The following is a 22377-nucleotide window of genomic DNA, read 5'->3' on the forward strand; positions in this document are numbered from 1 at the left end:
GGAGGGGCGGCGTACGTCAGCCGCCCGCCTTGTCGTACGTCAGCTGCTCGCCGCTGTCCTTGTTGATGCGCTGGAGGCCGCCGCCCGGCAGCAGGACGAGCTGCGTGGCCGCGCCCGGCCTGCACGCGCCGCCCGGCCCGGCCGAGACCGTCGAGGGACCGATCTCCAGCGCGCCACCGGCGCCCGGCGGCGCGGCGAGCGGGGCCTCGAACACGCAGTGGTAGCTGCCGCCCGACTCGGTGGGACCGTCGGCGACCAGGGTGAGCACGGTGTCCCCGACCCCGCCCTGGGAGATGGTGAGCCGCCGGGGGCCCGGGCCGAAGGCGGTGTCGATCGACGACCTCCAGGTGCCGAGGTACCCCGTCGGGATCTCCCCGCCCGAGGGGGCGGCCGGGTTTGGCGGGGAGGCCGTGGGGGACGGGCCGGGGCCGGTCGTGGTGGGTGCGGTGACCGTCGGGGACGGGCCGGGGCCGGCGTTGCCGCCGCCCCGCATCAGGGCGTAGACCGAGCCGCCCGCGCCGAGCGCGACCACCATCGCCACGACGACGAGCGCCACCGTGGACAGCCCACCGCTGCGCGGCCCGCCCCGCGCCGGGAGAGGGGAGGGACCGAACGGCGGAGTGGGGCCGAACTGCGCGGCGAGGCCGAGTGACGGGGTGGGACCGAACGGCGGGGTGGAGCCGGCCGACGGGGTGGAGCCGGCCGGCGCCGCGCCGTGCGGCGGGTGCCCGGACGGCTGGGGGCCGCCCTGCCGGGGCCCGTACGGCGAGTGCGCCTCCCCCTGCGATCCATACGGCGGCTGCCCGTCCTGCTGGTTGCCGTGCGGCGGGCGTGCCTCCCGCTGGTTGCCGTACGGCGGCTGCCCGTCCTGCTGGTTGCCGTACGGCGGCTGCCCGTCCTGCTGGTTGCCGTGCGGCGGGCGTGCCCCCTGCTGGTTGCCGTACGGCGGGTGCCCGGCCTGCTGGTTGCCGTGCGGCGGGTGCCCGTCCTGATGGGGTCCGTGCGGCGGGCGTGCCTCCCGCTGCGAGTCGTACGGCGCATGTCCGTCCTGATGGCTTCCGTACTGCGGATGGCCGTGCGGTGGGGTCGCTGCGGAGCCGGCGTACGGGGCGGGGGCCGTCGCGCCGGGCGGGCCGGGCGCCGGGTCGCCGGTCCGGGGCGGGTGGTGCCCGGGGTGCTGCTGCGGGTGCCGCGGGGGCCCACCGTGCCCCGGGTGAGCGGGGGTCGGGGCCGGGCCCGGCGGGGGTGTCTGGTCGTCGACCGCGGTCGGCAGGTGGCCCGCCGTGCCGCCCCGGTCGCCGGGGTGTCCCGGAGACGGTGGCGTGGGCGCGGCGGCGACGGCATCGGGAGCCACCACGGTGGGGTCCGTGGGGGCTGTGGGGGCAGTGGGGGCCGTGGGGGCAGTGGGGGCCGTGGGGGCCGTGGGATCTGTAGGAGCCGTGGGAGCCGTGGGGGCCGCGGAGTTCTCCGTGGGAAGGGTGGAGTCCGTGCCGGCCGTGGGCTCGGCGGCGGGGGCGGGGGTGCGTTCCCCGGCGGGCCCCGGCCTCTCCTGCGGGCTCTGCGCCGGTGCCGGTCCCGGTGCGGGCGCCGGGGCCGGTTCCGCCCGCGCCCCGCCCCGCGGCCCCTCGGGGTCCTCCGTCTCCAGCAGCCGCACCGCGTGCCGGCCGAGCTGGGCCACCAGGGCGCTCGGCAGCCACGGGTCGCGGAAGCGGCCGTCGACGACCGTGTCCTCGGCGCCGGTGCTCTCGATGATCCCCTCCACCGAGGGGCGTGCCGCCGGGTCCTTGCGCAGGCAGGCGCGGACCAGGCCGGCGACGCCCTCCGGGACGCCCTCCAGGTCGGGTTCCTCCCGGGCGATGCGGAACATCAGCGCGTGCACCCCGCTGTCGGCGGTGCCGAAGGGCAGGGCGCCGGTCGCCGCGTAGGCGAGCAGGGAACCGAGGCAGAAGACGTCGCACGCGGGTGTGACCCGGTCACCGCGCACCTGCTCGGGCGCCATGAAGCCGGGTGAGCCGACCAGCGCCCCGGCCCGGGTGACCCCGCCGTCCGTGACGGTCTCCAGCGCCCGTGCGATGCCGAAGTCGATGACCCGCGGTCCGTCGATCGTGACGAGCACGTTGGACGGTTTGAGGTCGCGGTGGACGAGGCCGGCCGCATGGATGTCCCGCAGCGCCCCGGCGAGACCGGCGGCGAGGATGCGCACCGACCGCTCGGGCAGCGGCCCGTGGTCGTGGCCGACGACCTGCTGGAGGCTGGGCCCGGCGACGTACCCGGTGGCGACCCAGGGCACGGCGGCCTCGGTGTCCGCGTCCAGCACGGGTGCCGTCCAGTGACCGCCGACCCGCCGGGCCGCCCCGACCTCCTGCCGGAAGCGGGCCCGGAACTCCTCCCGCCGGGCAAGCTCCCGCCGCACCAGCTTGACGGCGACAGTACGGCCGCGGTCCGAGCGTGCCAGGTACACCTGGCCCATTCCCCCGGTGCCGAGCCGCGCCAGCAGCCGGTACGCGCCGATCTCCCGCGGATCGCCGGGCGCGAGTCTCTCCATGGCCCAACCGCCTCCCCGGTATCCCCCGACACGTCCCCGACGCCCCTGTGCGTCAGCCCGAGGATAGTGCGAGCCACGGGGCGCGGAGCGGGCCGCCCTCTACGGTTCCGTAACAGCGTGCGACCGGATCCGCGCCCGGCCGCCCGCCGTCGACAACCTGTCGTCAAATCCCCCCTCCCGCAGACAGGGCGCCGATACCGGCTCCGCCGCGGGCCCCTCTACGCTCGCCGTATGACCCCTCAGCCCTCCCCCGCCCACCGGACCCCCCAGCCGAACCCCGAGGCCGGCGCCGCCGTGAAGGCGGCCGACCGCGCGCACGTGTTCCACTCCTGGTCCGCGCAGGACCTGATCGACCCGCCGGCGGTGGCCGGTGCCGAAGGGTCGTACTTCTGGGACTACGACGGCAGGCGCTACCTCGACTTCGCCAGCGGGCTCGTCTTCACCAACATCGGCTACCAGCACCCCAAGGTCGTCGCGGCGATCCAGGAGCAGGCCGCGAGCATGGCCACCTTCGCTCCCGCCTTCGCCGTCGAGGCCCGCTCGGAGGCGGCGCGGCTGATCGCCGAGCGGACCCCCGGCGACCTGGACAAGATCTTCTTCACCAACGGCGGCGCCGACGCGGTCGAGCACGCGGTGCGGATGGCGCGGCTGCACACCGGCCGGCCGAAGGTGCTCGCGGCGTACCGCTCGTACCACGGCGGCACGCAGCAGGCCATCAACATCACCGGTGACCCGCGCCGCTGGGCCTCCGACAGCGGCGCGGCCGGGGTCGTGCGCTTCTGGGCGCCGTTCCTCTACCGCTCCCGCTTCTACGCCGAGACGGAGGAGCAGGAGTGCGCGCGGGCGCTCGAGCACCTGGAGACGACGATCGCCTTCGAGGGGCCCTCGACCGTCGCCGCGATCATCCTGGAGACCGTCCCGGGCACGGCCGGGATCATGATGCCGCCGCCGGGATACCTGGCCGGGGTGCGCGAGCTGTGCGACAAGTACGGGATCGTGTTCGTCCTGGACGAGGTCATGGCGGGGTTCGGGCGGACCGGTGAGTGGTTCGCGGCGGACCTGTCGGGCGTCGTACCGGACCTGATGACCTTCGCCAAGGGTGTGAACTCGGGGTACGTGCCGCTGGGCGGTGTGGCGATCTCCGGCGAGATCGCACAGACGTTCGGCAAGCGCCCCTATCCCGGCGGTCTGACGTACTCCGGGCATCCGCTGGCGTGCGCGGCGGCCGTCGCGACGATCAACGTGATGGCCGAGGAGGGGATCGTCGAGAACGCGAAGCGGCTCGGCACCGAGGTCGTGGAGCCGGGGCTGCGCGAGCTGGCCGAGCGGCACCCGAGCGTCGGCGACGTGCGCGGCGTCGGCATGTTCTGGGCGCTGGAGCTGGTGAAGAACCGCGAGAGTCGCGAACCGCTGGTGCCGTACAACGCGGCCGGCGAGGCGAACGCGCCGATGGCGGCCTTCGGCGCCACCGCCAAGGCGCACGGCCTGTGGCCCTTCATCAACATGAACCGCACCCACGTCGTCCCGCCGTGCACCGTGACCGAGGCCGAGCTGAAGGAGGGCCTGGCGGCTCTGGACGCGGCGCTGTCCGCGGCCGACGAGCACACCGGGTGACAGGCCGTCGTACGACGGTGAGGCCGCCCGGTTCACCGGGCGGCCGGGGGAACCCGAACGCGTAAGGTGGCGTGCTTGTAGACGTACACGGACGTGGACGCACACCCGGTGGGCGTCCACGTCCGTGGACGGGCAGGACACACGGGCGAGTACGCCACCGCACGCGCAAGGGAGACGCCCCGACCATGGCCGGCATCAGCGGCACCGGCGCCGTGACCCGCAACACCCTGCGGCAGCAGATCGCGGACGCGCTCCGGGACGAGGTGCTGGCCGGGCGGCTCCAGCCGGGGCAGGAGTTCACGGTGAAGGAGATCGCCGAGCAGTACGGGGTGTCCGCCACCCCGGTGCGCGAAGCGCTCGTCGACCTGTCCGCGCAGGGCCTGCTGGAGTCCGACCAGCACCGCGGCTTCCGGGTGCGGGAGTACTCGACGGCCGACCACCGGGAGATGATCGAGGCCCGCGGCCTGGTCACCGACGGCATGTTCCAGGCCCTCCTCGACGGCCGGGCCCCCCTGCCCGCCCCGCGCCCCCCGCACGAGCCGCACCCCCCGCACCCCCCGCACGACCTCTGGGAGGCGCGCCTGACGGCCGCGCTCGCCGGGGTGCGCCGGCGCGGCGAGGAGGCCCAGCGGGCCGCCACCGCAGGCGACCTGACCGTGCTGATCGGCTACGACCTGCGGTTCTGGCGCGAGCTGAGCGGTCTGTTCGGCAACCCCTACCTCGCCGACTTCCTGCACCGAATACGCGTGCAGTCCTGGGTGTGCGCGGTGCAGCCGCTGCGCCGCCTGGGCGACCTGCGCGGCCTGCTGTGGACCGGCCACACCGAACTCGTCGACGCGCTGGCCGGCCGTGACACCGCCGCGGCCCGCGCGATCGTCGCCGCCTACCACGCGCACTCCCTCGCCCTGGTCGACCGGCTGGCCGGCGCATGAGCGACGACGCCGCCGTGCCCGCCGCCGGCCCGTCCGCCGCCGAACCGCCCGGAGCGCCGGTCGCGCTGTCGGTCGTCATCCCCGCCTACAACGAGGAGCGCCGGCTCGGCCCCACCCTGGACGCCGTCACCGCCTACCTGGACGAGAACGAGGCCCGCTTCGGCGCCTGGGAGGTCGTCGTCGCCGACGACGGCTCCACCGACGGCACCGGCGCCCTCGTCACCGCCCGCCACGACCGGCGGATCCGGCTCGTCGCCGCCGACCGCAACCGCGGCAAGGGCCACGCCCTGCGCCTGGGCGTGCTGGCCACCCGCGGCCGGCGCGTCCTGGTCACCGACGCCGACCTCGCCACCCCCATCGAGGAACTGGACCGGCTCGACGAGGCGATCGGCGAGGGCGAAGCCGCCGCGATCGGGTCCCGCGCGGTGCCCGGCGCCTCGATCGGCAGCCACCAGCACCGGGTGCGCGAACTGCTGGGCCGCGCCGGGAACCTCCTCATACGCCGGGTCGCCGTGCCCGGCATCCGCGACACCCAGTGCGGCTTCAAACTCTTCGACGGGGACAGCGCGCGCAGCGCCTTCGCCGCCTCCCGGCTCAACGGCTGGGGCATCGACGTCGAGGTCCTCCAGCACTTCCACCGCGCCGGCCGGCCCGTCGCCGAGGTCCCGGTCCGCTGGTCGCACCGGTCCGGCTCCAAGGTCGGCCCGCTGGACTACGGCCGTGTCCTCGCCGAACTGGCCCGGCTCAAGGCCCGCTCTGCGCGCCCCGCCGACCTGCTGGCCGGCGCCGCGTTCCTGCTGATGGCGGTGGCGCTGTACTCCGGCCGCTTCTTCGACCCCGCCCACCGCTACCTGCCCGACTCCATGCAGGACCAGAACCAGTGGGAGTGGTTCTTCGCGGTCGCCGCCGACAGCGTCGCCCACCTCCACAACCCGCTCTTCACCGACCTCCAGGGCTTCCCGGACGGCGTGAACCTCATGGCCAACACGGTCATGCTGGGCCTGTCGGCGCCCTTCGCGCCCGTCACGCTGGCGTTCGGCCCCGCCGCCGCGCTCAGCCTGTGCATGACGCTGGGCCTGGCCGCGACCGCGGCCGCCTGGTACTGGCTGATCGTCAAGCGCGTCGTACGCCACCGCGGCGCGGCCTTCACCGGCGCGGCGCTGGCCGCGTTCGCCCCGCCGATGGTCAGCCACGCCAACGCCCACCCGAACTTCGTGATCCTGTTCGTGATCCCGCTGATCATCGACCGGGTGCTGCGCCTGTGCGAGGGCGTGCGGGTGCGGCGCGACGGCATCGTGCTCGGGCTGCTGACGGCGTACCAGGTCTTCCTCGGCGAGGAGCCGCTGCTGCTCGCCTCGCTCGGCCTGGTGCTGTTCGCCGCCGCGTACGCGCTGGTGCGCCGGGACGTGGCGAAGGCGGCCTGGCGGCCGCTCTTGCGCGGTCTGCTGATCGGCGCCGCGGTGTGCCTGCCGCTCGTCGCCTACCCGCTGTACTGGCAGTTCGCGGGCGCGCAGAGCTACGGCAGCGTGCTGCACGGCGACAACGCGGGCAACAGCCCGCTGGCGCTGCTCGCCTTCGCCGAGCGCTCCCTGTTCGCGGGGGACGCGCAGCGGGCCGGCGCCCTGTCCCTGAACCCCACCGAGCAGAACGCCTTCTACGGCTGGCCCCTGCTCCTGCTGGCCCTCGGCATCGTCGTACGGCTCTGGGAGCACGCCCTCGTCAAGGCGCTGGCGGTGACGGCGGCCGGCGCGGCGGTGCTGTCCCTGGGGCAGAAGATCCGCCTGCCGCTGACCGACTGGGTCTACCCCGGCCCGTGGGCGCTGCTCGCCCGGCTGCCGCTGTTCGAGTCGGTCATCGAGGGCAGGGTGGCGATGATCTGCGCGCCCGCGCTGGGCATGCTGCTCGCCCTCGCCCTGGCCCGCCTGGCGAAGAGCCGCAGCCTGGGCACCTTCTACACGGGCCTGCTGGCCGTCGCCCTGGCCCTGCTGCCGCTGGTGCCCGCCCCGCTGAAGGCGGTGGACCGCGTTCCGGTGCCGGAGTTCATCGCGGCCGGGCTGTGGAAGCCGTACGTCCACGACGGCGAGACCCTCGTCCCGGTGCCCCTGCCCGATCCCGGCGCGGCCGAGGCCCTGCACTGGCAGACCGCCGCCCACCTCGGCTTCAAGCTGCCCGGCGGCTACTTCAACGGCCCCTGGGGCCCGGACCGCATCGGCATCTACGGCGCCTCACCGCGCAACACGTCCGACCTGCTGCGCGACGTGCGCTACACGGGGGTCGTCCCCGCCATCGACGGCGACCGGCGGGCCCAGGCGCGGCAGGACTTCGCGTACTGGCACGCGGGCGTCCTCGTCCTCGCCCCGCAGCCCAACGACGGCGCCCTGCGCACGGCCGTCACCCGGCTGGTGGGCCGCCCCGGGAAGTGGACCGGCGGGGTGTGGGTATGGGACCTGCACGAACGAAGCCTTCCGGCACGAACCGAACAGACCCTCGCCGCACCGACTACGCTTCCCTGACCGCTGTGCGGCACCCGAGCGCCGCGCATCGCCCGAGCGCTGAGTGAGGAGCCCTCTTTGGCCTGCGACCTGTGGCTGGTACCGCTCGTCGACGTGTTGTGCCACACCCCCGACAACCCGTTCGCCGAGGAACTCGCGCAGTACAACAAGGCGCTCGCGGAGAACGGGCTCCCGCCGGTGCCGGTGTACCAGTACATGCCGGGCCTGTCGGGGGACGTCGCGCCGGTGGCCGGCTTCGACTACGACGCGCTGCACTTCCTGCGCCGCGCCCACCTGCTCCAGCTCTGCGGCCTGCCGCTCGCGCCGGTCGACGAACTGGGCGGTGACTACGAGCAGTTGCTGGAGATGTTCGAGTCGACGGCCCAGCAGTCCCACCTGGTCTGGCACTACGACCACGCGGGCGCCTACGTCCCCGTGGACTTCCCGCACCCCCTGTCCAACGACGAACTCCTCGCCGGCGGCGGCCCGCTGGGCTCCTCCCAGGCGCTGCTGCGCGAACTGGAGCACGTCGCCCCGTCCCTCGGCATCGACCCGGCCAACCCCCCGGCGCCCCCGGCCCCGCCGCCGGGCCCCACGGAACTCGAACAGCCCGCGGCCCCGGCCCCCTACGACCCGAGCCCCTTCGCCCGCGAACGCCACGTCTGGCTGGGCCTGCACGCGGCGGCGACGCGGAGCCTGGCGCAGGGAGCGATGATCGTCTTCAGCTAGGACTTCGTGCCGGCCCCCTCGTGCCTGCGCCCTCGCGCCTGGGGCGGCCGTCGCACGAGGACGACGGCCGCCGCAGGGGGAACGGCCCGACGAACGGCCCGACGAACGGCCGGGCGAGCGGTCAGATGAACGAGTTGATCTCGATCGTCTCGTCCCGGCCCGGGCCCACGCCGATCGCGGAGATCGGGGCTCCGGACATCTCCTCCAGGGCCTTGACGTAGGCCTGTGCGTTCTTCGGGAGGTCGGCGAAGGTCTTGGCCTTCGTGATGTCCTCCTGCCAGCCGGGGAGGTACTCGTACACCGGCTTCGCGTGGTGGAAGTCGGTCTGGGAGTAGGGCAGCTCCTCGACGCGCTTGCCGTCGATCTCGTAGGCGACGCAGACCGGGATCCGCTCCCAGCCGGTGAGGACGTCGAGCTTGGTGAGGAAGAAGTCGGTGAGGCCGTTGACGCGCGTGGCGTAGCGGGCGATCACCGCGTCGAACCAGCCGCAGCGGCGGTCGCGGCCGGTGGTCACGCCGCGTTCGCCGCCGATGCGGCGCAGCGCCTCGCCGTCCTCGTCGAGCAGCTCGGTCGGGAACGGGCCGGAGCCGACGCGGGTCGTGTAGGCCTTGAGGATGCCGATGACCCGGCTGATCTTCGTCGGGCCGACGCCGGCGCCGGTGCAGGCGCCGCCCGCGGTCGGGTTGGAGGAGGTGACGAAGGGGTACGTGCCGTGGTCGATGTCCAGCAGCGTGCCCTGGCCGCCCTCGAAGAGGACCACCTTGTCGTCCTCCAGCGCCTGGTTGAGGACCAGCACCGTGTCGGCGACGTACGGCTTGATCTGCTCCGCGTAGCCCAGCAGCTCCTCGACCACCTGGTCCACGGCGATCGCGCGCCGGTTGTAGAGCTTGGTGAGGATCTGGTTCTTGGCGTCGAGGGCCGCCTCGACCTTCTGGGTCAGGATCGACTGGTCGTACAGGTCCTGGACCCGGATGCCGACGCGGTTGATCTTGTCGGCGTAGGTCGGGCCGATACCGCGGCCGGTGGTGCCGATCTTGCGCTTGCCGAGGAAGCGTTCCGTCACCTTGTCGACGGTCACGTTGTACGGCGTGATGATGTGCGCGTTTCCGCTGATCAGGAGCTTCGACGTGTCAACGCCGCGCTCGTTCAGACCGCTCAGCTCGGAGAGCAGGACCGACGGGTCGACGACGACGCCGTTTCCGATGACGGGCGTACAACCGGGCGACAGGATTCCGGAAGGGAGGAGGTGCAGTGCATACTTCTGGTCGCCGACGACGACCGTGTGGCCGGCATTGTTGCCGCCCTGGTAACGCACCACATAGTCCACGGAGCCACCGAGCAGGTCGGTGGCCTTTCCCTTGCCCTCGTCACCCCACTGAGCACCGAGCAGCACAAGTGCGGGCACGCGCGTACACCCCTTCCGGGCGGGGCATGTCCAAGGTCAGGGGCGTACGCGGGTTCACCGCCGCGTGCACCGTGCGACCGTCTTCGGCCGCGCAACCGTCGGACCGGATGCCCCGGAATAGACGAAGCCCCTGGCGCAATAGCGCAAGGGGCTCTTGCACAAAGATGCTACCCGAGGAAGCGAGGCAGGACCGAGGTGGCGACCTATCCGACGTCCGATCCGCTGCTCGTGGTCATCGACCCGGTCGCCCGGCGGACCGACGGGGAGTCCGTACGGATCGCGAAAGACGTGCTCAGCGCGGGTGCCGCCACGAAGGTGTGCCTGCCGGACGGGCCGGAGGAATTCGCCCGCGCGCTGGCGCGGCGCGGCTCCCGGCGGCCGGTGGTGGTCGGTGACGACCGCGCGCTGCTGCGGGCGGTGACCGTGCTGCACCAGCGGCGGGAGCTGGCCGGATGCGTGCTGTCGGTCGTGCCGGTCGGGGGTGTCGTGCACCTGGCCCGCTCGCTGGGCGTGCCGACGGGGACGGTGGCGGCGGCGCGGGCGGTGCTCGACGGTGCCGTACGCCGCCTCGACCTGCTCGCCGACGACAGCGACGGGGTGGTGCTGGGCGCGCTGCACATCCCGCCCCTGGGGCTGCGGGAGGCTCCGGCGGATGCGCCGGCGCTCGGCGCGGGGGCGGCGGCGGGCGCGGGGGCGGGCCGCGACTGGCTGCGGACCTGCCAGTCGCTCGTACGGACGCTGGTGGCCCGCCCGCCCCGGACGGCAGCCGACACCGTCCCCGCACCCTCCCGGCTCCGCGTGGAGGTCGACGGGGTGGCCGTGGTGGACCTGGACCAGCCGGTGGAGGCGGTGTCGGTCGTCCCGGGCGCCCGCGGCCTCGCCGAGGTGGAGGTCCGGCCACTGTCGGGTCCCGGCGCGGAGGCCTCCCCCCTGCTGGCCGAGGGCCGCGCGGTGACCGTCTCGGGTGCCCACTTCCGCTACCGCGCGGACGCGGTGGTCTCCGGCCCGGTGCGGACCCGGACGTGGACGGTGCGGGAGGGGGCTTGGGGGCTGGTGGTGCCCCGCCAGGCCTGAGCCCGGCGGGCGGGTGGAAGCCGTCGGTGACCAGCGTGCAGCCGAAGGGCTCCGGGATGTACAACTTCTCGCCGAACGACTTGGTGACGCGCCCCTGATACCCGTGGGCTCGTCGGCTGGATCGGCCCGGCGCTGGACCTGCCCCGCGCGGTGCTGGACCTCTCCCCCTACGGCCACCTGCCGAAGCTGCCGGGCGGCGAACCGGGGTGGGGCCCGGTGGCGGTGCTGCTGGGGGTGGCGGCGGTGCTGGTGGGCGGGGGGTTGGCGGGGGTTCGGCGGCGGGATCTGACCGGCTGAGGACGGGCGCGTCAGTCCATGTACTGCTTCAGGTCCTCGGTGTCGAGTTCGATACCGACGGGAGCGGGGAGGACGGCCTTGTCGCCGAGCGCAACCATGTGAATCGTCCGGTACCCGCGGTCGAGGTCCGGCTCGGAGTGCACAAGGACCGAGCGGCTGTCACGGTCGATCAGCAGGTGAACCGGGATGCCCGCCTCACCGTAGGTCCGGGGCTTCTCCACCCGGTCGCGGCTGGGGGTGTCCGAGTCGTACGACGTGATCTCAACCGCCATCAGCACGCCGTCCGGGTTGGCCCAGTCGCCCTGTCCGTTGAAATAGCCCACAGGCGCAAGCGCCCCGTCGGGCCGGACACGCCCCTTCCGGTACGCCTCGACCTTCACCCCCTGGCCCGTTGTGTTGAGGGTGAGGTCGGGCCGTGCCTCCTTGCACCGGAAAGCCAACCACATGGCGATCTCACCGTGGCTGCCGTTCGTCACCTTCTTGACCCCGATCCGTCCGTCGATGAACTCGAACCTGACGGCGTCGTCGGTCTCCGTGGCCGCGAACCGGGCGATCAGCTCGAATTCCTCCACCGACATCTGGGACCTCTGCGACGTGCGCTCTGCCATGACCGTCATGGTGCCCTCCGCAGGCGCACACCAGCTTGGCGGGCGTTCGATCACCAGCGCGGGGGTTCCTCGCCGTGATCAGCCGGACGGGTGATCACCCCACCTCCACGCCCAACCCCTCCAGGCCGCGCATCACGAAGTTCGGTCTGCGCCGCGGTTCCGCCGTCAGGCGCAGGGACGGGGCCTGTTCCAGGAGGGCCGTCATGGAGGCGGCCAGCTCGATGCGGGCCAGGGGTGCGCCGATGCAGTAGTGGATGCCCGCGCTGAAGGAGATGTGGGGGTTGTCGCGGCGGGTGAGGTCCAGACGGTCGGGCGCGTTGAACACCTCCGGGTCGTGGTTGGCCGAGCCGAAGAGCAGGGCGATCTCCGCTCCCCTCGGGATCGTCGTGCCGTCGATCTCGATCTCGTCCAGCACCCACCGCTCGAAGAGCTGCAACGGCGTGTCGTAGCGCATCAGTTCCTCGACGGCGGACGGGACCAGGGAGTGGTCCGCGCGCAGCGCCGCCAACTGGTCGGGGTTGCGGAACAGGGCCCACCAGCCGTTGGCCGTCGCGTTCACCGTGGCCTCGTGACCGGCGTTGAGGAGCAGGACGGCCGTGGAGACCATCTCCTGTTCCGTGAGCCGGTCGCCCTCGTCGTGGGCCGCGATCAGCCCGGAGATCAGGTCCTCTCCCGGCTCGGCGCGGCGGGCCGCGATCAGTTCCCGCAGGTACTGCGAGAACTCCGCCGACGCCCGCACCGCCTTCACCGCCGTCTGTTCGGACGGGTTCAGCTCGTACATCCCGCAGATCGCCGCCGACCAGGGACGCAGCAGGTCGCGGTCGCGCTCCGGGATGCCCAGCATCTCCGCGATCACCGCGACCGGCAGCGGCTCGGCGACGTCCGCCAGCAGGTCGCCGCCGCCCGTCTGCACGAGCCCGGCGACGAGTTCGTCCGCCAGCCGGTGGACGTACGGCTTCAGGCGCTCCACCGTCCGCGGGGTGAACGCCTTCGACACCAGGCGCCGGATCCTGGTGTGGTCCGGCGGTTCCAGGTCGAGCATCCCGTGGTCGTTGAGGACGTGGAACGGCTCGTGCTCCGGCGGGGGCGGGGTGCGGCCGAAGTCCTCGTGCGTGAACCGGTGCTGGTAGGTCCGGCCCAGCCGCCTGTCCCGCAGCAGCGCCGACACGTCCGCGTGGTGCGGGACCAGCCACTGGTCGCTGGGCTCGTAGTAGAGCACCCGGCCCCGGGCGCGCAGCTCGGCGTAGGCGGGGTACGGGTCGGCGACGAACGCCGGGTCCCACGGGTCGAACGCGAGGTCGGATGCAGCCGTCATGGACGGACGATAGGACGTCCCGCCTGCCCGTGCCCACCCCCGTACGGGAGACGCACGACGGCTCACCAGGAGGCGGTGACGAACTGCAGGGCGAGGGAGGTGACCGTCACCACGCCCCACAGGACGGCGCCCAGGATCAGGGGCCGGGGACCGGCGCGGCGCAGGCCGCCGAGGTCGGTCGACAGGCCGATCGCGGAGAGGGCCACCGTGATGAGGAAGACGGAGAGCGTGTTCAGGCCGTGGTGCGCCGCGGCCGGGACGAGTCCGACGGTGTTGGCCAGGGCGGTCAGCAGGAAGCCGACGAGGAACCAGGGCACGAGGGCGAAGACGTTCGGGCGCGGGGCACCACTGGTCCTCTGCGCAGGGTGAGCCGTGCCCGCGGCGGTGACCGCGGCGCGGCGCCTGGCCAGCGCGGCCAGTCCCAGACAGACGGGGATGATGAGCAGCGTCCGGGTCAGCTTCACGACGACCGCGTACTGGCCGGCCTCGTCACCGTAGGTGGTGGCCGAGGCGACCACCGAGGACATGTCGTTGACCGCGGTGCCCGCGAACAGCCCGAAGGCGTGCTGGCTCAGGCCCAGCAGATGGCCGAGGAACGGGAAGAGGAGCACCGCCGAGATGTTGAACAGGAAGATCGTCGAGATCGCGTAGGCGACCTCGGCACTGGCGGCCCCGATCACCGGGGTGACCGCGGCGATGGCGGACGCGCCGCAGATCCCGGTGCCCACCCCGATGAGGGTCCGCAGGTCACCGCCGATGCCCAGTCTGCGGCCCACCAGGTACGCGGCCCCCAGGCAGGCGGCGAGCGAACCCACCATCACCGGCAGCGAACCGCCGCCGACCTCCACGACCCGCGCCAGCGAGAGCTGGCACCCGAGGATGACCACCGCGAGTTGCAGGACGAACCGGCTCGCGGTGGCGATCCCCGGCCGCAACCGCTCGCCCGGCCGCCGCACCGCTGCCACCAGCACGCCGATGACCACGCCGGAGACCGGACCTCCGACGACGGGCAACCAACCGCCCACCACGGTCGCCGCCCCGGCCACGGCAACGGCGAGCAGCAGCCCCGGTGCGCACTTGACGTCTTTCATGATCTTCACTGTGGACAGCCTCTGACCAGGCCGGTAGCCCACTGTTCAGGGGAAGGTCATAGCCGTGGGGCATGACCGGGCCCACTGACTGGCACCGGTTCCGTCCGTATGCTGAGACCATGAATGCTCCCCCGGACGTCGAGTCGCTGCGGCTGCTGGTGCTCGTCGGAGAGCTGGGCAGTCTCGGCCGGGCCGCCGGGGAGCTGGGCATCACCCAGCCGTCCGCCAGCAAGCGGCTGTCGGCGCTGGAACGCAGACTGGGCCTGCCCCTCGTCGACCGCACCCGGCGCGGCTCCCGGCTGACGGCCGACGGACAGGTGGTCGCCGGGCGGGCCCAGCGCGTCCTCGACGAACTGGCGGCGTTGATGACCAGCGTCGAGGCGCAGCGCGGCCGGCTCGACGCCACACTGAGGATCGCCGCGAGCATGACCGTGGCCGAGCACCTGGTCCCCGAGTGGATCAGCGAACTCTGCACCACCCACCCCGACCTGCACGTCGGCCTTCACGTCACCAACAGCGAGCACGTTCCCGAACTGCTGCACGGCGGTGAGGCCGAGATCGGGTTCATCGAGTCGCCGCGCGTGCCGCGGGGCCTGCACAGCAGGACGGTGGCCACCGACCGGCTGCTCGTCGTGGTCGCGCCCACCCACCCCTGGGCCCGGCGCCGCTCCCCCCTGACCACGCACGAACTGGCCGCCACCCCCCTCGTCGTCCGCGAACGGGGTTCGGGCACCCGGATCGCCCTGGAACAGGCCCTGCGCCGGGCAGGCGCGGAAGAAGCCCGCCCGGTCCTGGAACTGGGCTCGGCGACCGCCGTACGCGGCGCGGTGATCGCCGGAACCGGACCGGCGGTGATCAGCGAACTGGCGGTACGGACCGACGTCGCCGACGGCCGCCTCGCCCCCGTCCACGTCGAGGGCGTGGAACTGCGCCGCTCCCTGCGCGCGGTGTGGCCGGCCGGCCGGTCACTGGTGGGCCCGGCCGCCGACCTCCTGACCCTCGCGTCCCGCCCCCGCTGAGTCCGCCTCCGGGGCGCGCGTCACCCGGCGGGCCGGGGGTTCCGCTTCACGGCCTCGACGAACGCGGCGAAGGAAGGGGCAGGGACGGAGAGGACGCCGCGGGCCGGGGCCTTGGAGTCGCGGACGGCTACCTGGGTGGAGAACGAGGCGATCTCGACACAGGCGTCGCCGTCGCCGCCTCCGGAGTAGGTGGACTTGCGCCAGTGCATTACAGCTCCTTGGTCAGTCGGAGGATCAAGTCGCGCGACGCCGTGGGGTCCAGTGACGCCGCGTGCACTCTCTTGAAGAGCTTTCGCAGTTGTTCCAGTTGAGGCTGCGCATCGATGTACGCCACCCCGGTCGGAGCATCCCGAAGTGCTGTGTCCAGCTGGGGGACCGGGCCTCCCAAGTACAGCATGGAGGCCCCGGCGCCTGCGAAGCCTTCGCGCTCGATCGGGATGACACGCACGGTGGCCTGGCCCGCCTCGATCTTGTCCAGGATGAACCGCAGTTGAGCGAGCGAGGCCCGTCGGTCAGCCACATGTACCCGCAGAGCGAACTCGTGCACGATCGTCTCGTACGGAGTCGGAGGCTCCCGCTCGATCACAGCACGGCGTTTCAACCGGTGTTCCACACGCAGAGCGACCTCGCTCTCGGCCAGCTCGGGGCGCGTGTAGGTGAACACAGAGCGCGAGTAGTCGGCGGTCTGCAGCAACCCGGGGACGTAGTGGATCACCACCTCGCGAAGGAACGCCGCATGGTGCTCGGCCTCGGCACCGTCCAGGAACACCAGGGGAAGTACGTCCCGGTACTCCTCCCACCATCCCCGCGTGCGGTCGGTCGCCATCGCGACGAGCGCTTCGATCAACGCGGAGTCCTCACAGGCGTAGTTGGCCGCCAGGCGGCGCACGCGTTTGGCGCTCACACCCACGGTGCCGGACTCGATCTGGCTCATCTGGACGGCGTCGGCCTCCAGCAGCTCTGCGGCCTCCCGGGCCGTCATGCCCGTAGCCTCTCGCAGTTTGCGCAGCTCAGCGCCCAGCCTCACGCGTCGAGCGGTGAGATGCCTCTTCGGCGGCACCTGGGCCTCCTTGCTTCAACTCCTGTGCGAGCTTCCCTCGTTCGAGCGCCAGAATACGACAACAGGTTGCACTTTCCTAAGACTAGGAAATACCGTCGGTGACGCGACGCACACCCTGCGGAACCCCGGGGCACCGGAAGCGCACCGCTCCGTCCTGCCAGGACGGGTGCGGCAATGCCACTGCCCGGAGGCCGGCCGCCCCTCTCCTCACCTCACCTCTTCGAACGGAGTCCACGCATGCCCGGAAACGAACCCTGGGAGTACTCCCTCTACATCCCCAACGACCCCCGCGCCGTCACCATCAGCCGCCGCACCCTCCGTCTGATCCTCACCATGCACGGGCTGATCCGCCTCGTCGACGTCGCCGAACTGCTCGCCACGGAGCTGATCACCAACGCCGTGCTGCACACCAAGGGGCCTGCCGCTCTGCGGGTGCGCTGGTCGGGCACGGTGTTGCGGATCGGGGCGTGGGACGCGGACCCCGAACCACCCGACGCACCCGGGCGGTTGGCGGACCTCGCCGACGACGAGGCCGGCCGGGGGCTCGGACTGGTCCGGGCCTGTGCGGACGTGTGGGGATGGCATCCTCTCTCCAGGTTCGGCAACCGTGGCAAGTACGTATGGTGCGAGCTGACCGGTCAGCCCGGTCTCACCAGCCGCGCCTCGTAGGCGAACACCGCCGCCTGCGTACGGTCCCGCAGACCCAGCTTCACCAGGACCCTGCTCACATGGGTTTTGATCGTCGACTCGGCGACCACCAGCCGCTCGGCTATCTCCGCGTTCGACAGGCCCTGCGCGATCAGGACCAGCACCTCCGTCTCCCGCTCGGTCAGGTCCCCGTACGCCGACTGCGCACCGGAGGGCGGGCGCGGCGGCTCGGACATCCGGGAGAACTCCGTGATGAGCCGCCGGGTGACCGAGGGGGCCAGCAGCGCCTCGCCGGCCGCCACCACCCGCACACCGTCGGCGAGTTGCCGAGCCGAGGCGTCCTTGAGGAGGAACCCGGCCGCTCCCGCCCGCAGCGCCTGGTACACGTACTCGTCGAGGTCGAAGGTGGTCAGCACCAGCACCTTCGACGCGCCGTCCCCGGCGACTATCTCCCTCGTCGCCTCGATGCCGTTCAGCTCGGGCATGCGGATGTCCATCAGGACGACGTCCGGGGACAGCTCGCGGACCTTCGCGACCGCCTCCCGGCCGTTGACCGCCTCGCCGACGACCTCGATGTCCGGCATGGCGTTGAGCAGGACGGAGAAGCCCTCGCGCACCATCATCTGGTCGTCCGCGATCAGTACACGGATCGTGCGCCCCGTCATGCGTCGTCCCCGGTCGGTGCGGTGACGGGAAGGAACACCGCCACCTCGTAGCCGCCGCCGTCCGCCGGCCCGGCCGTCATCTCGCCGTTCAGCATCGACACCCGCTCCCGCATCCCGGTGATGCCGTGCCCGGCGCCGGGCGAGGGCTTCACCAGGTACGCCTCCGGCATCGGACCGTTGACGATCCGCAGTCCGAGACCGCCCAGCACGTAGGAGACCTCTACGCGGGCCGTCGCGCCCGGCGCGTGCCGCAGACTGTTGCTCAGGGCCTCCTGGACGATCCGGTACGCCGACAGCTCCACACCCGGCGGGAGTTCGCGCACCGCGCCGGTCCGCACCTTCTCCACGCTCAGGCCCGCCTCCCGCACGTTCGCCAGCAGCGTGTCCAGGTCGGCGAGGGTGGGCTGCGGGGCCTCCGGAGCCTCGTAGTCCTCGGCGCGGACGACGCCCAGGACACGGCGCAGCTCGGTCAGGGCCGCCACCGCGTTCACCCGGATCGTGGCGAACGCCTTCTCCAGCTCCGGCGGCGGATCCTGGACCCGGTAGGGGGCGGCCTCCGCCTGGATGGCGACCACGGACATGTGGTGCGCCACCACGTCGTGCAGCTCGCGGGCGATGGTGGTGCGCTCCTCCAGCAGGGTGCGGCGGGACCTCTCGTGCGCGGTGACCGTCTGCTGGGCGCTGACCGTCTGCTCGGCCTCCCTGCGTATGTGCCAGACGGTGACGCCCAGCAGGACGAATGCCGACACCAGCAGCATCGGTCCGGAGTTGTTCTCGAAGTGGTAGCCGAGCACGGCCTCGGCCGCGGAACAGTAGAGGGCGGTGATCAGCCACATCCACGCCGCCGTGCGCGGCCGGGTGCGGATCGCCACGACCGTGAGCACGGTCAGGTAGGAGATGAAGTTCTCGGGCTGCCAGGGCCACAGGCCCCAGCTGCCGGAGACGATCGACGTGCCCGCGGTCGCGGCCAGGGCCAGCCAGAAGGCCAGGGCGGGACGGCTCAGGGTCACCAGCGGCGGGGCCAGGACCGCGAGCGCGTAGAGCGGGGCGGTCACGCTGCCCTGGGCGCCCAGCCAGGCCGCGATCATGGTCAGCACGCCGACGGCCGCCACCAGGCCGTGCGGCGTCCAGGCGACGTACTCCCGGATCCGGCCCGGGAGCCGGCCGACCAGTGGGCCCTCGGTGCTCATGGGAGGCAGCGGGCGGTACACGGAGGCGCCGTGGAACAGGTCCTCGCGCAGCCCGCGCAGCGCGTTGGCCGCCAGCCGGTACTCGGGGCTGCGGGGCTTGTACGGGCTGAACGCGCCGTCCGGCGCCGTCTGCGTCTGGGTCGTCTCGGTCACGATGAAAACGGTAGGCGCCGGCCCGGGTCGCGGTCGTCCCCTTTGAGAGGGGTCCTGCGGCCTCCCCCTCAGGTACTACGGGTACGGCCCGGCCCCACGCGGGAACGCACGCGGGAACGCACATCGGAACGCACGTCAGTACCCCGAGGGACGGACCAACCCCGACTCGTAGGCGAACACCGCCGCCTGGGTGCGGTCCCTCAGGCCCAGTTTCACCAGGATGCGGCCGACATGGGTCTTCACCGTCTGCTCGGCGACGACGAGGTGCTCGGCGATCTCCGCGTTGGACAGGCCCTGGGCGATCAGGGCGAGCACCTCCGTCTCCCGCTCGGTGAGGACACCGACGCGGGCCTTCAGGGGGGTACGGGGTCTGCCGTTCATCCGGGAGAACTCGGCGATCAGCCGACGGGTGATCCCCGGCGCCAGCAGGGCGTCACCGGCCGCGATCACCCGGACCGCCTCGGCCAGCTGATCGGCGGAGGCGTCCTTCAGCAGGAACCCGGACGCGCCGGCGCACAGCGCCTCGTACACGTACTCGTCGAGATCGAACGTGGTCAGCACCAGCACCTTCGTGCCGGGCGTCCCCGCGGTGACGCGGCGGGTGGCCTCGATACCGCTCATCTCGGGCATGCGGATGTCCATGAGGACGACGTCGGGGACCAGTTCGGTGACCTTGGCGACGGCGTCGAGACCGTCCACGGCCTGGCCGATCACCTCGATGTCCGGCTGGGTGTTGAGCAGCACGGTGAAGCCCTGCCGGACCATCTGCTGGTCGTCGGCGATGAGGACGCGGATGGTGCCGCTGCTCATGGGGTCTGTTCTCCTGTCGCAGGTTGTGGGCCGGGGGCGGGTGTGTCCTCGGCCGTGGCGGGCGGGGCCGGTGGCTCGAGGTACACGACGGGCAGGGCGGCCGGGTCGGTGTAGACGACGGGCAGGGCGGGGGCCCCCGGCGGGACCGGGGCGGCGAGCGGGGCCTTGCCGTCGCGGGGCAGGAACGCGGAGACGGCGAAGCCGCCGTGCAGGGTCCTGGCCGCCCTGACGTGACCGCCCAGCATCCCCGCCCGTTCCCGCATGCCGAGCAGGCCGTGTCCGGCACCCGGGGACGGCAGGACCGGGCGCTGCGGACGGGAGTTGACGACGCTCAGGTACAGGCCGTCGGGGACGTGGGTGACCTCGACCCGGACCGTCGAACCCGGCGCGTGTCTGAGGGCGTTGCTCAGCCCCTCCTGCACGATGCGGTACGCCGACAGCTCCACGCCCGGCGGGTAGGGCTGCGACGTCTGCCGGGTGTCCTTGACGTCCATGGTGACAGCCAGCCCCGCCGTGCGGGTGTTCTCCACGAGGGCGTCGAGGCGGTCCAGAGTGGGCTGCGGTGTCTGCGGCGCGGCACCGGTCCCGGACTCGCCGAGCCCGTGGAAGTCGTCGGGGTGGGCGGAGCGCAGCACGCCGAGGACCCGGCGCAGTTCGGCGAGCGCCTCCAGGGCGTTCTGCCGGATGCCGGCCAGGTTCTCCTTCAGCTCGTCGGACGGGTCCTGCGTCAGGTGCGGGGCGACCTGCGCCTGGATGGAGATGACCGACATGTGGTGGGCGACCACGTCGTGCAGTTCCCGGGCGATGCGGCTGCGTTCCTCCAGGAGGGTGCGGCGGGCCCGTTCCTCTGCCGTGATCGTCGTCTGCTCGACGAGCTGGGTGCGCGTCTCGCGCAGGCCGCGCAGCACGCTGCCGACGAGGACGGCCACCGCGAACAGGGCGAAGGCGGCCAGCCCGGTCCCGGTGAAGCGCTCGGCGCCGAGGACGCCTTCCAGCCCGTATGTCGCCAGGCCGGTGACCAGCAGTGCCGCGACCGCGCGGCTCGCGGGCACGCGCAGCGCGAGCAGGACCAGGACGGCGATGTGCACCGCCATCTCCGGTGTGGTCCACGGCCAGCTCGGCCCGTCCGACACCCCCGGCACCTGGCTTGCGACAGGAGCCGGGACCGGATGCGCCAGGCCCTGACCGGCCAGGCCGAGGGAGTCCCGGCCGAGCAACGCGGTGACCACCACGGCGCTCAGCGACAGCAACCAGGCGGGAACCGGCCGCCACAGCGCCAGGACGACCGCCGTGGCCTGGGCGAGTCCGGCGGCGAGACCCACTTGCGCGGTGAGCCGGTAGTTGTGGGCGATGTCCTGGCCGCCTTCCAGCGGCAGGAACACGGCGAGCCAGAGGACGACGAGGTAGGCCAGTCCCCGCAGCCACCGGTACTTCGACAGGGGCGGGGACAGCGGCGAGGGGCGGTCGCCGAGTGTCGTACGGAGGCGTCGGAGCACGCCGCCCACCCTAGACACCGTGTGGCCTTCGCTGTGCCGCCCTGCGCTCGCCCCGGTGTACCCGCACCACCCGGGACGGCCGGTTCGCGGGGCGGCGCGGGCCGTGTTCGAAGCCGCGGAAGGCCGCCCAGCAGACGGCCAGGGCCAGGGCGAAGACGGGCAGCCAGGCCAGGCGGGCCGCCACCCAGCCCAGGCCGTCGGGGAGGGTGTGCAGGCCGGGGAGGCGGCCCGCCAGGAGGCCTGTGGCAGTGGTCGCCATCAGCGCGGTCTGGTGCCACAGGAAGATCGTCATGGCGGAGAGGTTGACCAGGGCCACCGCCGCCCAGGCCCACGGGCGGCGCATCGCGTGGGCGAGCCGGTCCCGCAGCAGGAGGGCCAGGCCGCACTGCGCCAGGCCGAAGGTGACGACGGCCAGGGTCGGCGGATCGAGGTTGGAGACCGCCTCACCCGGGACGCCGACCATCGACGCCGGGTACCCGGCCCAGGCGACCAGCGCGGCCGTGGCCGCCGCACCGCCGGTCAGCAGCAGCCAGCCCGCGCGGCGGCGGTCCAGTTCGCCGCGGGTCCAGGCCGCGCCGAGGGTGAACGGCACGAGCCAGCCGGCCGGCAGGTTCAGCCAGCCGAGCCAGCCCGGTGCGCCGAGCCCGAATCGAAGGAGGTCCACGTGCAGGACGACGGCCAGCGGCCACAGCGGATTGAGCCGGGTCAGCAGCGGGGTCGCGGCCGTCAGTGCGGCGAAGACCAGGAGGAACCACATGGGCGACAGGGCCAGCTTGACGAGGGTGCGAACCGTGTTCGGGTCCGCGCCGGTCAGCAGGAGCGCGACCGCAGCGGTGGTCCAGAGGGCCAGTACGGCCGCGGCCGGCTTGAACAGGCGGGACAGCCGGGCGCGCAGCCACCTCCGGTAGGTGGTGCCACGGGCCTGCGCCGAGGCGTAGCTCCGAGTGGCCACATGGCCGCCGACCAGGAAGAACACGGCGAGGGTCTGGAAGACCCAGGAGACCGGAGTCAGCCAGGGCATGAAGTGCAGGGGGCTCGCGGTGTGCAGCGTCGCGTGGGAGCCGGTGTGGGCGCCCGCGACCAGCGCCGTCACCAGCCAGTGGCCCAGGACCACGCCGAGGATGGCGAACGCCCGGAGCGCGTCCACCGACCGGTCCCTCCCGGACGGGGTCGCGGCGTCGATGCGGTGGGCCGCCGCCCGTATCCGGGCGAGCGCGGGTGCGTGGACGCGCAC

General features: G+C 73.0%; 19 protein-coding genes and 1 pseudogene. 8 read left to right on the top strand and 12 right to left on the bottom strand.

Features of this window, described 5'->3' with window-relative positions; all coding sequences use genetic code 11:
- Nucleotides 1-16: 16 nt before the first annotated feature.
- Nucleotides 17-2545: a protein kinase gene (locus tag AB0G56_RS20800; protein ID WP_360971248.1), complete on the bottom strand. Its 2529-nt coding sequence runs from the start codon at nucleotides 2543-2545 to the stop codon at nucleotides 17-19.
- 231 nt (nucleotides 2546-2776) lie between these two features.
- On the opposite strand from AB0G56_RS20800, the gene AB0G56_RS20805 reads away from it, so the two are divergent.
- The 4 genes from AB0G56_RS20805 (at nucleotide 2777) to AB0G56_RS20820 (ending at nucleotide 8312) form a co-directional block, all read left to right on the top strand.
- Nucleotides 2777-4159: an aspartate aminotransferase family protein gene (locus tag AB0G56_RS20805; RefSeq protein WP_360971251.1), complete on the top strand. Its 1383-nt coding sequence runs from the start codon at nucleotides 2777-2779 to the stop codon at nucleotides 4157-4159.
- 185 nt (nucleotides 4160-4344) lie between these two features.
- Entirely contained in the window at nucleotides 4345-5091 is a 747-nt protein-coding gene (locus AB0G56_RS20810; protein ID WP_360971254.1) for a GntR family transcriptional regulator, read from the top strand.
- The gene (locus tag AB0G56_RS20815) at nucleotides 5088-7604 is read left to right on the top strand and encodes a dolichyl-phosphate beta-glucosyltransferase (RefSeq protein WP_360971257.1); all 2517 of its coding nucleotides are present in this window, start codon (nucleotides 5088-5090) and stop codon (nucleotides 7602-7604) included. Before AB0G56_RS20810 ends, AB0G56_RS20815 begins: the two co-directional genes overlap by 4 nt.
- 57 nt (nucleotides 7605-7661) lie before the next feature.
- Nucleotides 7662-8312 carry a hypothetical protein gene (locus tag AB0G56_RS20820; RefSeq protein ID WP_360971260.1) on the top strand — a complete coding sequence of 217 codons (651 nt, stop codon included), beginning with the start codon at nucleotides 7662-7664 and terminating at the stop codon, nucleotides 8310-8312.
- A 121-nt stretch (nucleotides 8313-8433) separates the two neighbouring features.
- Here AB0G56_RS20820 and AB0G56_RS20825 read toward each other — a convergent pair whose 3' ends face one another.
- A complete protein-coding gene (locus AB0G56_RS20825) occupies nucleotides 8434-9717 on the bottom strand; it encodes an adenylosuccinate synthase (RefSeq protein WP_360971263.1) in 1284 nt (427 codons plus the stop codon).
- Between the two features lie 195 nt (nucleotides 9718-9912).
- On the opposite strand from AB0G56_RS20825, the gene AB0G56_RS20830 reads away from it, so the two are divergent.
- Nucleotides 9913-10791, top strand: coding sequence for a diacylglycerol kinase family protein (locus tag AB0G56_RS20830; protein ID WP_360971266.1), 879 nt, complete (start codon nucleotides 9913-9915; stop codon nucleotides 10789-10791).
- A gap of 108 nt (nucleotides 10792-10899) precedes the next feature.
- Nucleotides 10900-11088, top strand: a pseudogene (locus AB0G56_RS20835) (ABC transporter permease); the annotation flags it as partial.
- A gap of 11 nt (nucleotides 11089-11099) precedes the next feature.
- Here the strand turns inward: AB0G56_RS20835 and AB0G56_RS20840 are convergent.
- The 3 genes from AB0G56_RS20840 to AB0G56_RS20850 form a co-directional block, all read right to left on the bottom strand.
- Nucleotides 11100-11705, bottom strand: coding sequence for a Uma2 family endonuclease (locus AB0G56_RS20840; protein WP_360971269.1), 606 nt, complete (start codon nucleotides 11703-11705; stop codon nucleotides 11100-11102).
- Nucleotides 11706-11790: 85 nt separating this feature from the next.
- The gene (locus AB0G56_RS20845) at nucleotides 11791-13011 is read right to left on the bottom strand and encodes a cytochrome P450 (protein ID WP_360971272.1); all 1221 of its coding nucleotides are present in this window, start codon (nucleotides 13009-13011) and stop codon (nucleotides 11791-11793) included.
- Between the two features lie 62 nt (nucleotides 13012-13073).
- A complete protein-coding gene (locus AB0G56_RS20850; protein WP_360971274.1) occupies nucleotides 13074-14102 on the bottom strand; it encodes a putative sulfate exporter family transporter in 1029 nt (342 codons plus the stop codon).
- A 119-nt stretch (nucleotides 14103-14221) separates the two neighbouring features.
- Here AB0G56_RS20850 and AB0G56_RS20855 point away from each other — a divergent pair, with 119 nt between their 5' ends.
- On the top strand, nucleotides 14222-15121 hold the full coding sequence (locus AB0G56_RS20855) for a LysR family transcriptional regulator (RefSeq protein ID WP_360971277.1): 900 nt from the start codon (nucleotides 14222-14224) through the stop codon (nucleotides 15119-15121).
- Nucleotides 15122-15141: 20 nt separating this feature from the next.
- Here the strand turns inward: AB0G56_RS20855 and AB0G56_RS20860 are convergent, their stop codons facing one another.
- Together AB0G56_RS20860 and AB0G56_RS20865 are read right to left on the bottom strand one after the other, a co-directional pair.
- Entirely contained in the window at nucleotides 15142-15330 is a 189-nt protein-coding gene (locus AB0G56_RS20860; RefSeq protein WP_360971279.1) for a DUF397 domain-containing protein, read from the bottom strand.
- A complete protein-coding gene (locus AB0G56_RS20865; RefSeq protein ID WP_360971282.1) occupies nucleotides 15330-16181 on the bottom strand; it encodes a helix-turn-helix transcriptional regulator in 852 nt (283 codons plus the stop codon). Before AB0G56_RS20865 ends, AB0G56_RS20860 begins: the two co-directional genes overlap by 1 nt.
- A 237-nt stretch (nucleotides 16182-16418) precedes the next feature.
- On the opposite strand from AB0G56_RS20865, the gene AB0G56_RS20870 reads away from it, so the two are divergent.
- Nucleotides 16419-16850, top strand: coding sequence for an ATP-binding protein (locus AB0G56_RS20870; protein ID WP_360971284.1), 432 nt, complete (start codon nucleotides 16419-16421; stop codon nucleotides 16848-16850).
- On the opposite strand, the gene AB0G56_RS20875 is transcribed toward AB0G56_RS20870, so the two are convergent.
- The 5 genes from AB0G56_RS20875 to AB0G56_RS20895 all read right to left on the bottom strand — a co-directional run bounded on the left by AB0G56_RS20875 (nucleotide 16820) and on the right by AB0G56_RS20895 (nucleotide 22377).
- Complete coding sequence (locus AB0G56_RS20875) at nucleotides 16820-17494, bottom strand: response regulator transcription factor (protein WP_360971287.1); 675 nt, start codon at nucleotides 17492-17494, stop codon at nucleotides 16820-16822. The two genes, AB0G56_RS20870 and AB0G56_RS20875, sit on opposite strands and share 31 nt — an antisense overlap.
- Nucleotides 17491-18837, bottom strand: coding sequence for a histidine kinase (locus AB0G56_RS20880; protein ID WP_360971289.1), 1347 nt, complete (start codon nucleotides 18835-18837; stop codon nucleotides 17491-17493). The genes AB0G56_RS20875 and AB0G56_RS20880 overlap by 4 nt, the downstream gene beginning before the upstream one ends.
- Nucleotides 18838-18972: 135 nt before the next feature.
- Nucleotides 18973-19647, bottom strand: coding sequence for a response regulator transcription factor (locus AB0G56_RS20885; protein ID WP_360971292.1), 675 nt, complete (start codon nucleotides 19645-19647; stop codon nucleotides 18973-18975).
- Nucleotides 19644-21143, bottom strand: coding sequence for a histidine kinase (locus AB0G56_RS20890; RefSeq protein ID WP_360971295.1), 1500 nt, complete (start codon nucleotides 21141-21143; stop codon nucleotides 19644-19646). The genes AB0G56_RS20885 and AB0G56_RS20890 overlap by 4 nt, the downstream gene beginning before the upstream one ends.
- A 10-nt stretch (nucleotides 21144-21153) precedes the next feature.
- Nucleotides 21154-22377 (bottom strand): acyltransferase, encoded by a 1224-nt coding sequence (locus AB0G56_RS20895; protein ID WP_360971439.1) that lies wholly within the window; start codon nucleotides 22375-22377, stop codon nucleotides 21154-21156.

The organism is Streptomyces sp. NPDC021356 (genome assembly GCF_040641015.1).
Lineage (GTDB): Bacteria > Actinomycetota > Actinomycetes > Streptomycetales > Streptomycetaceae > Streptomyces.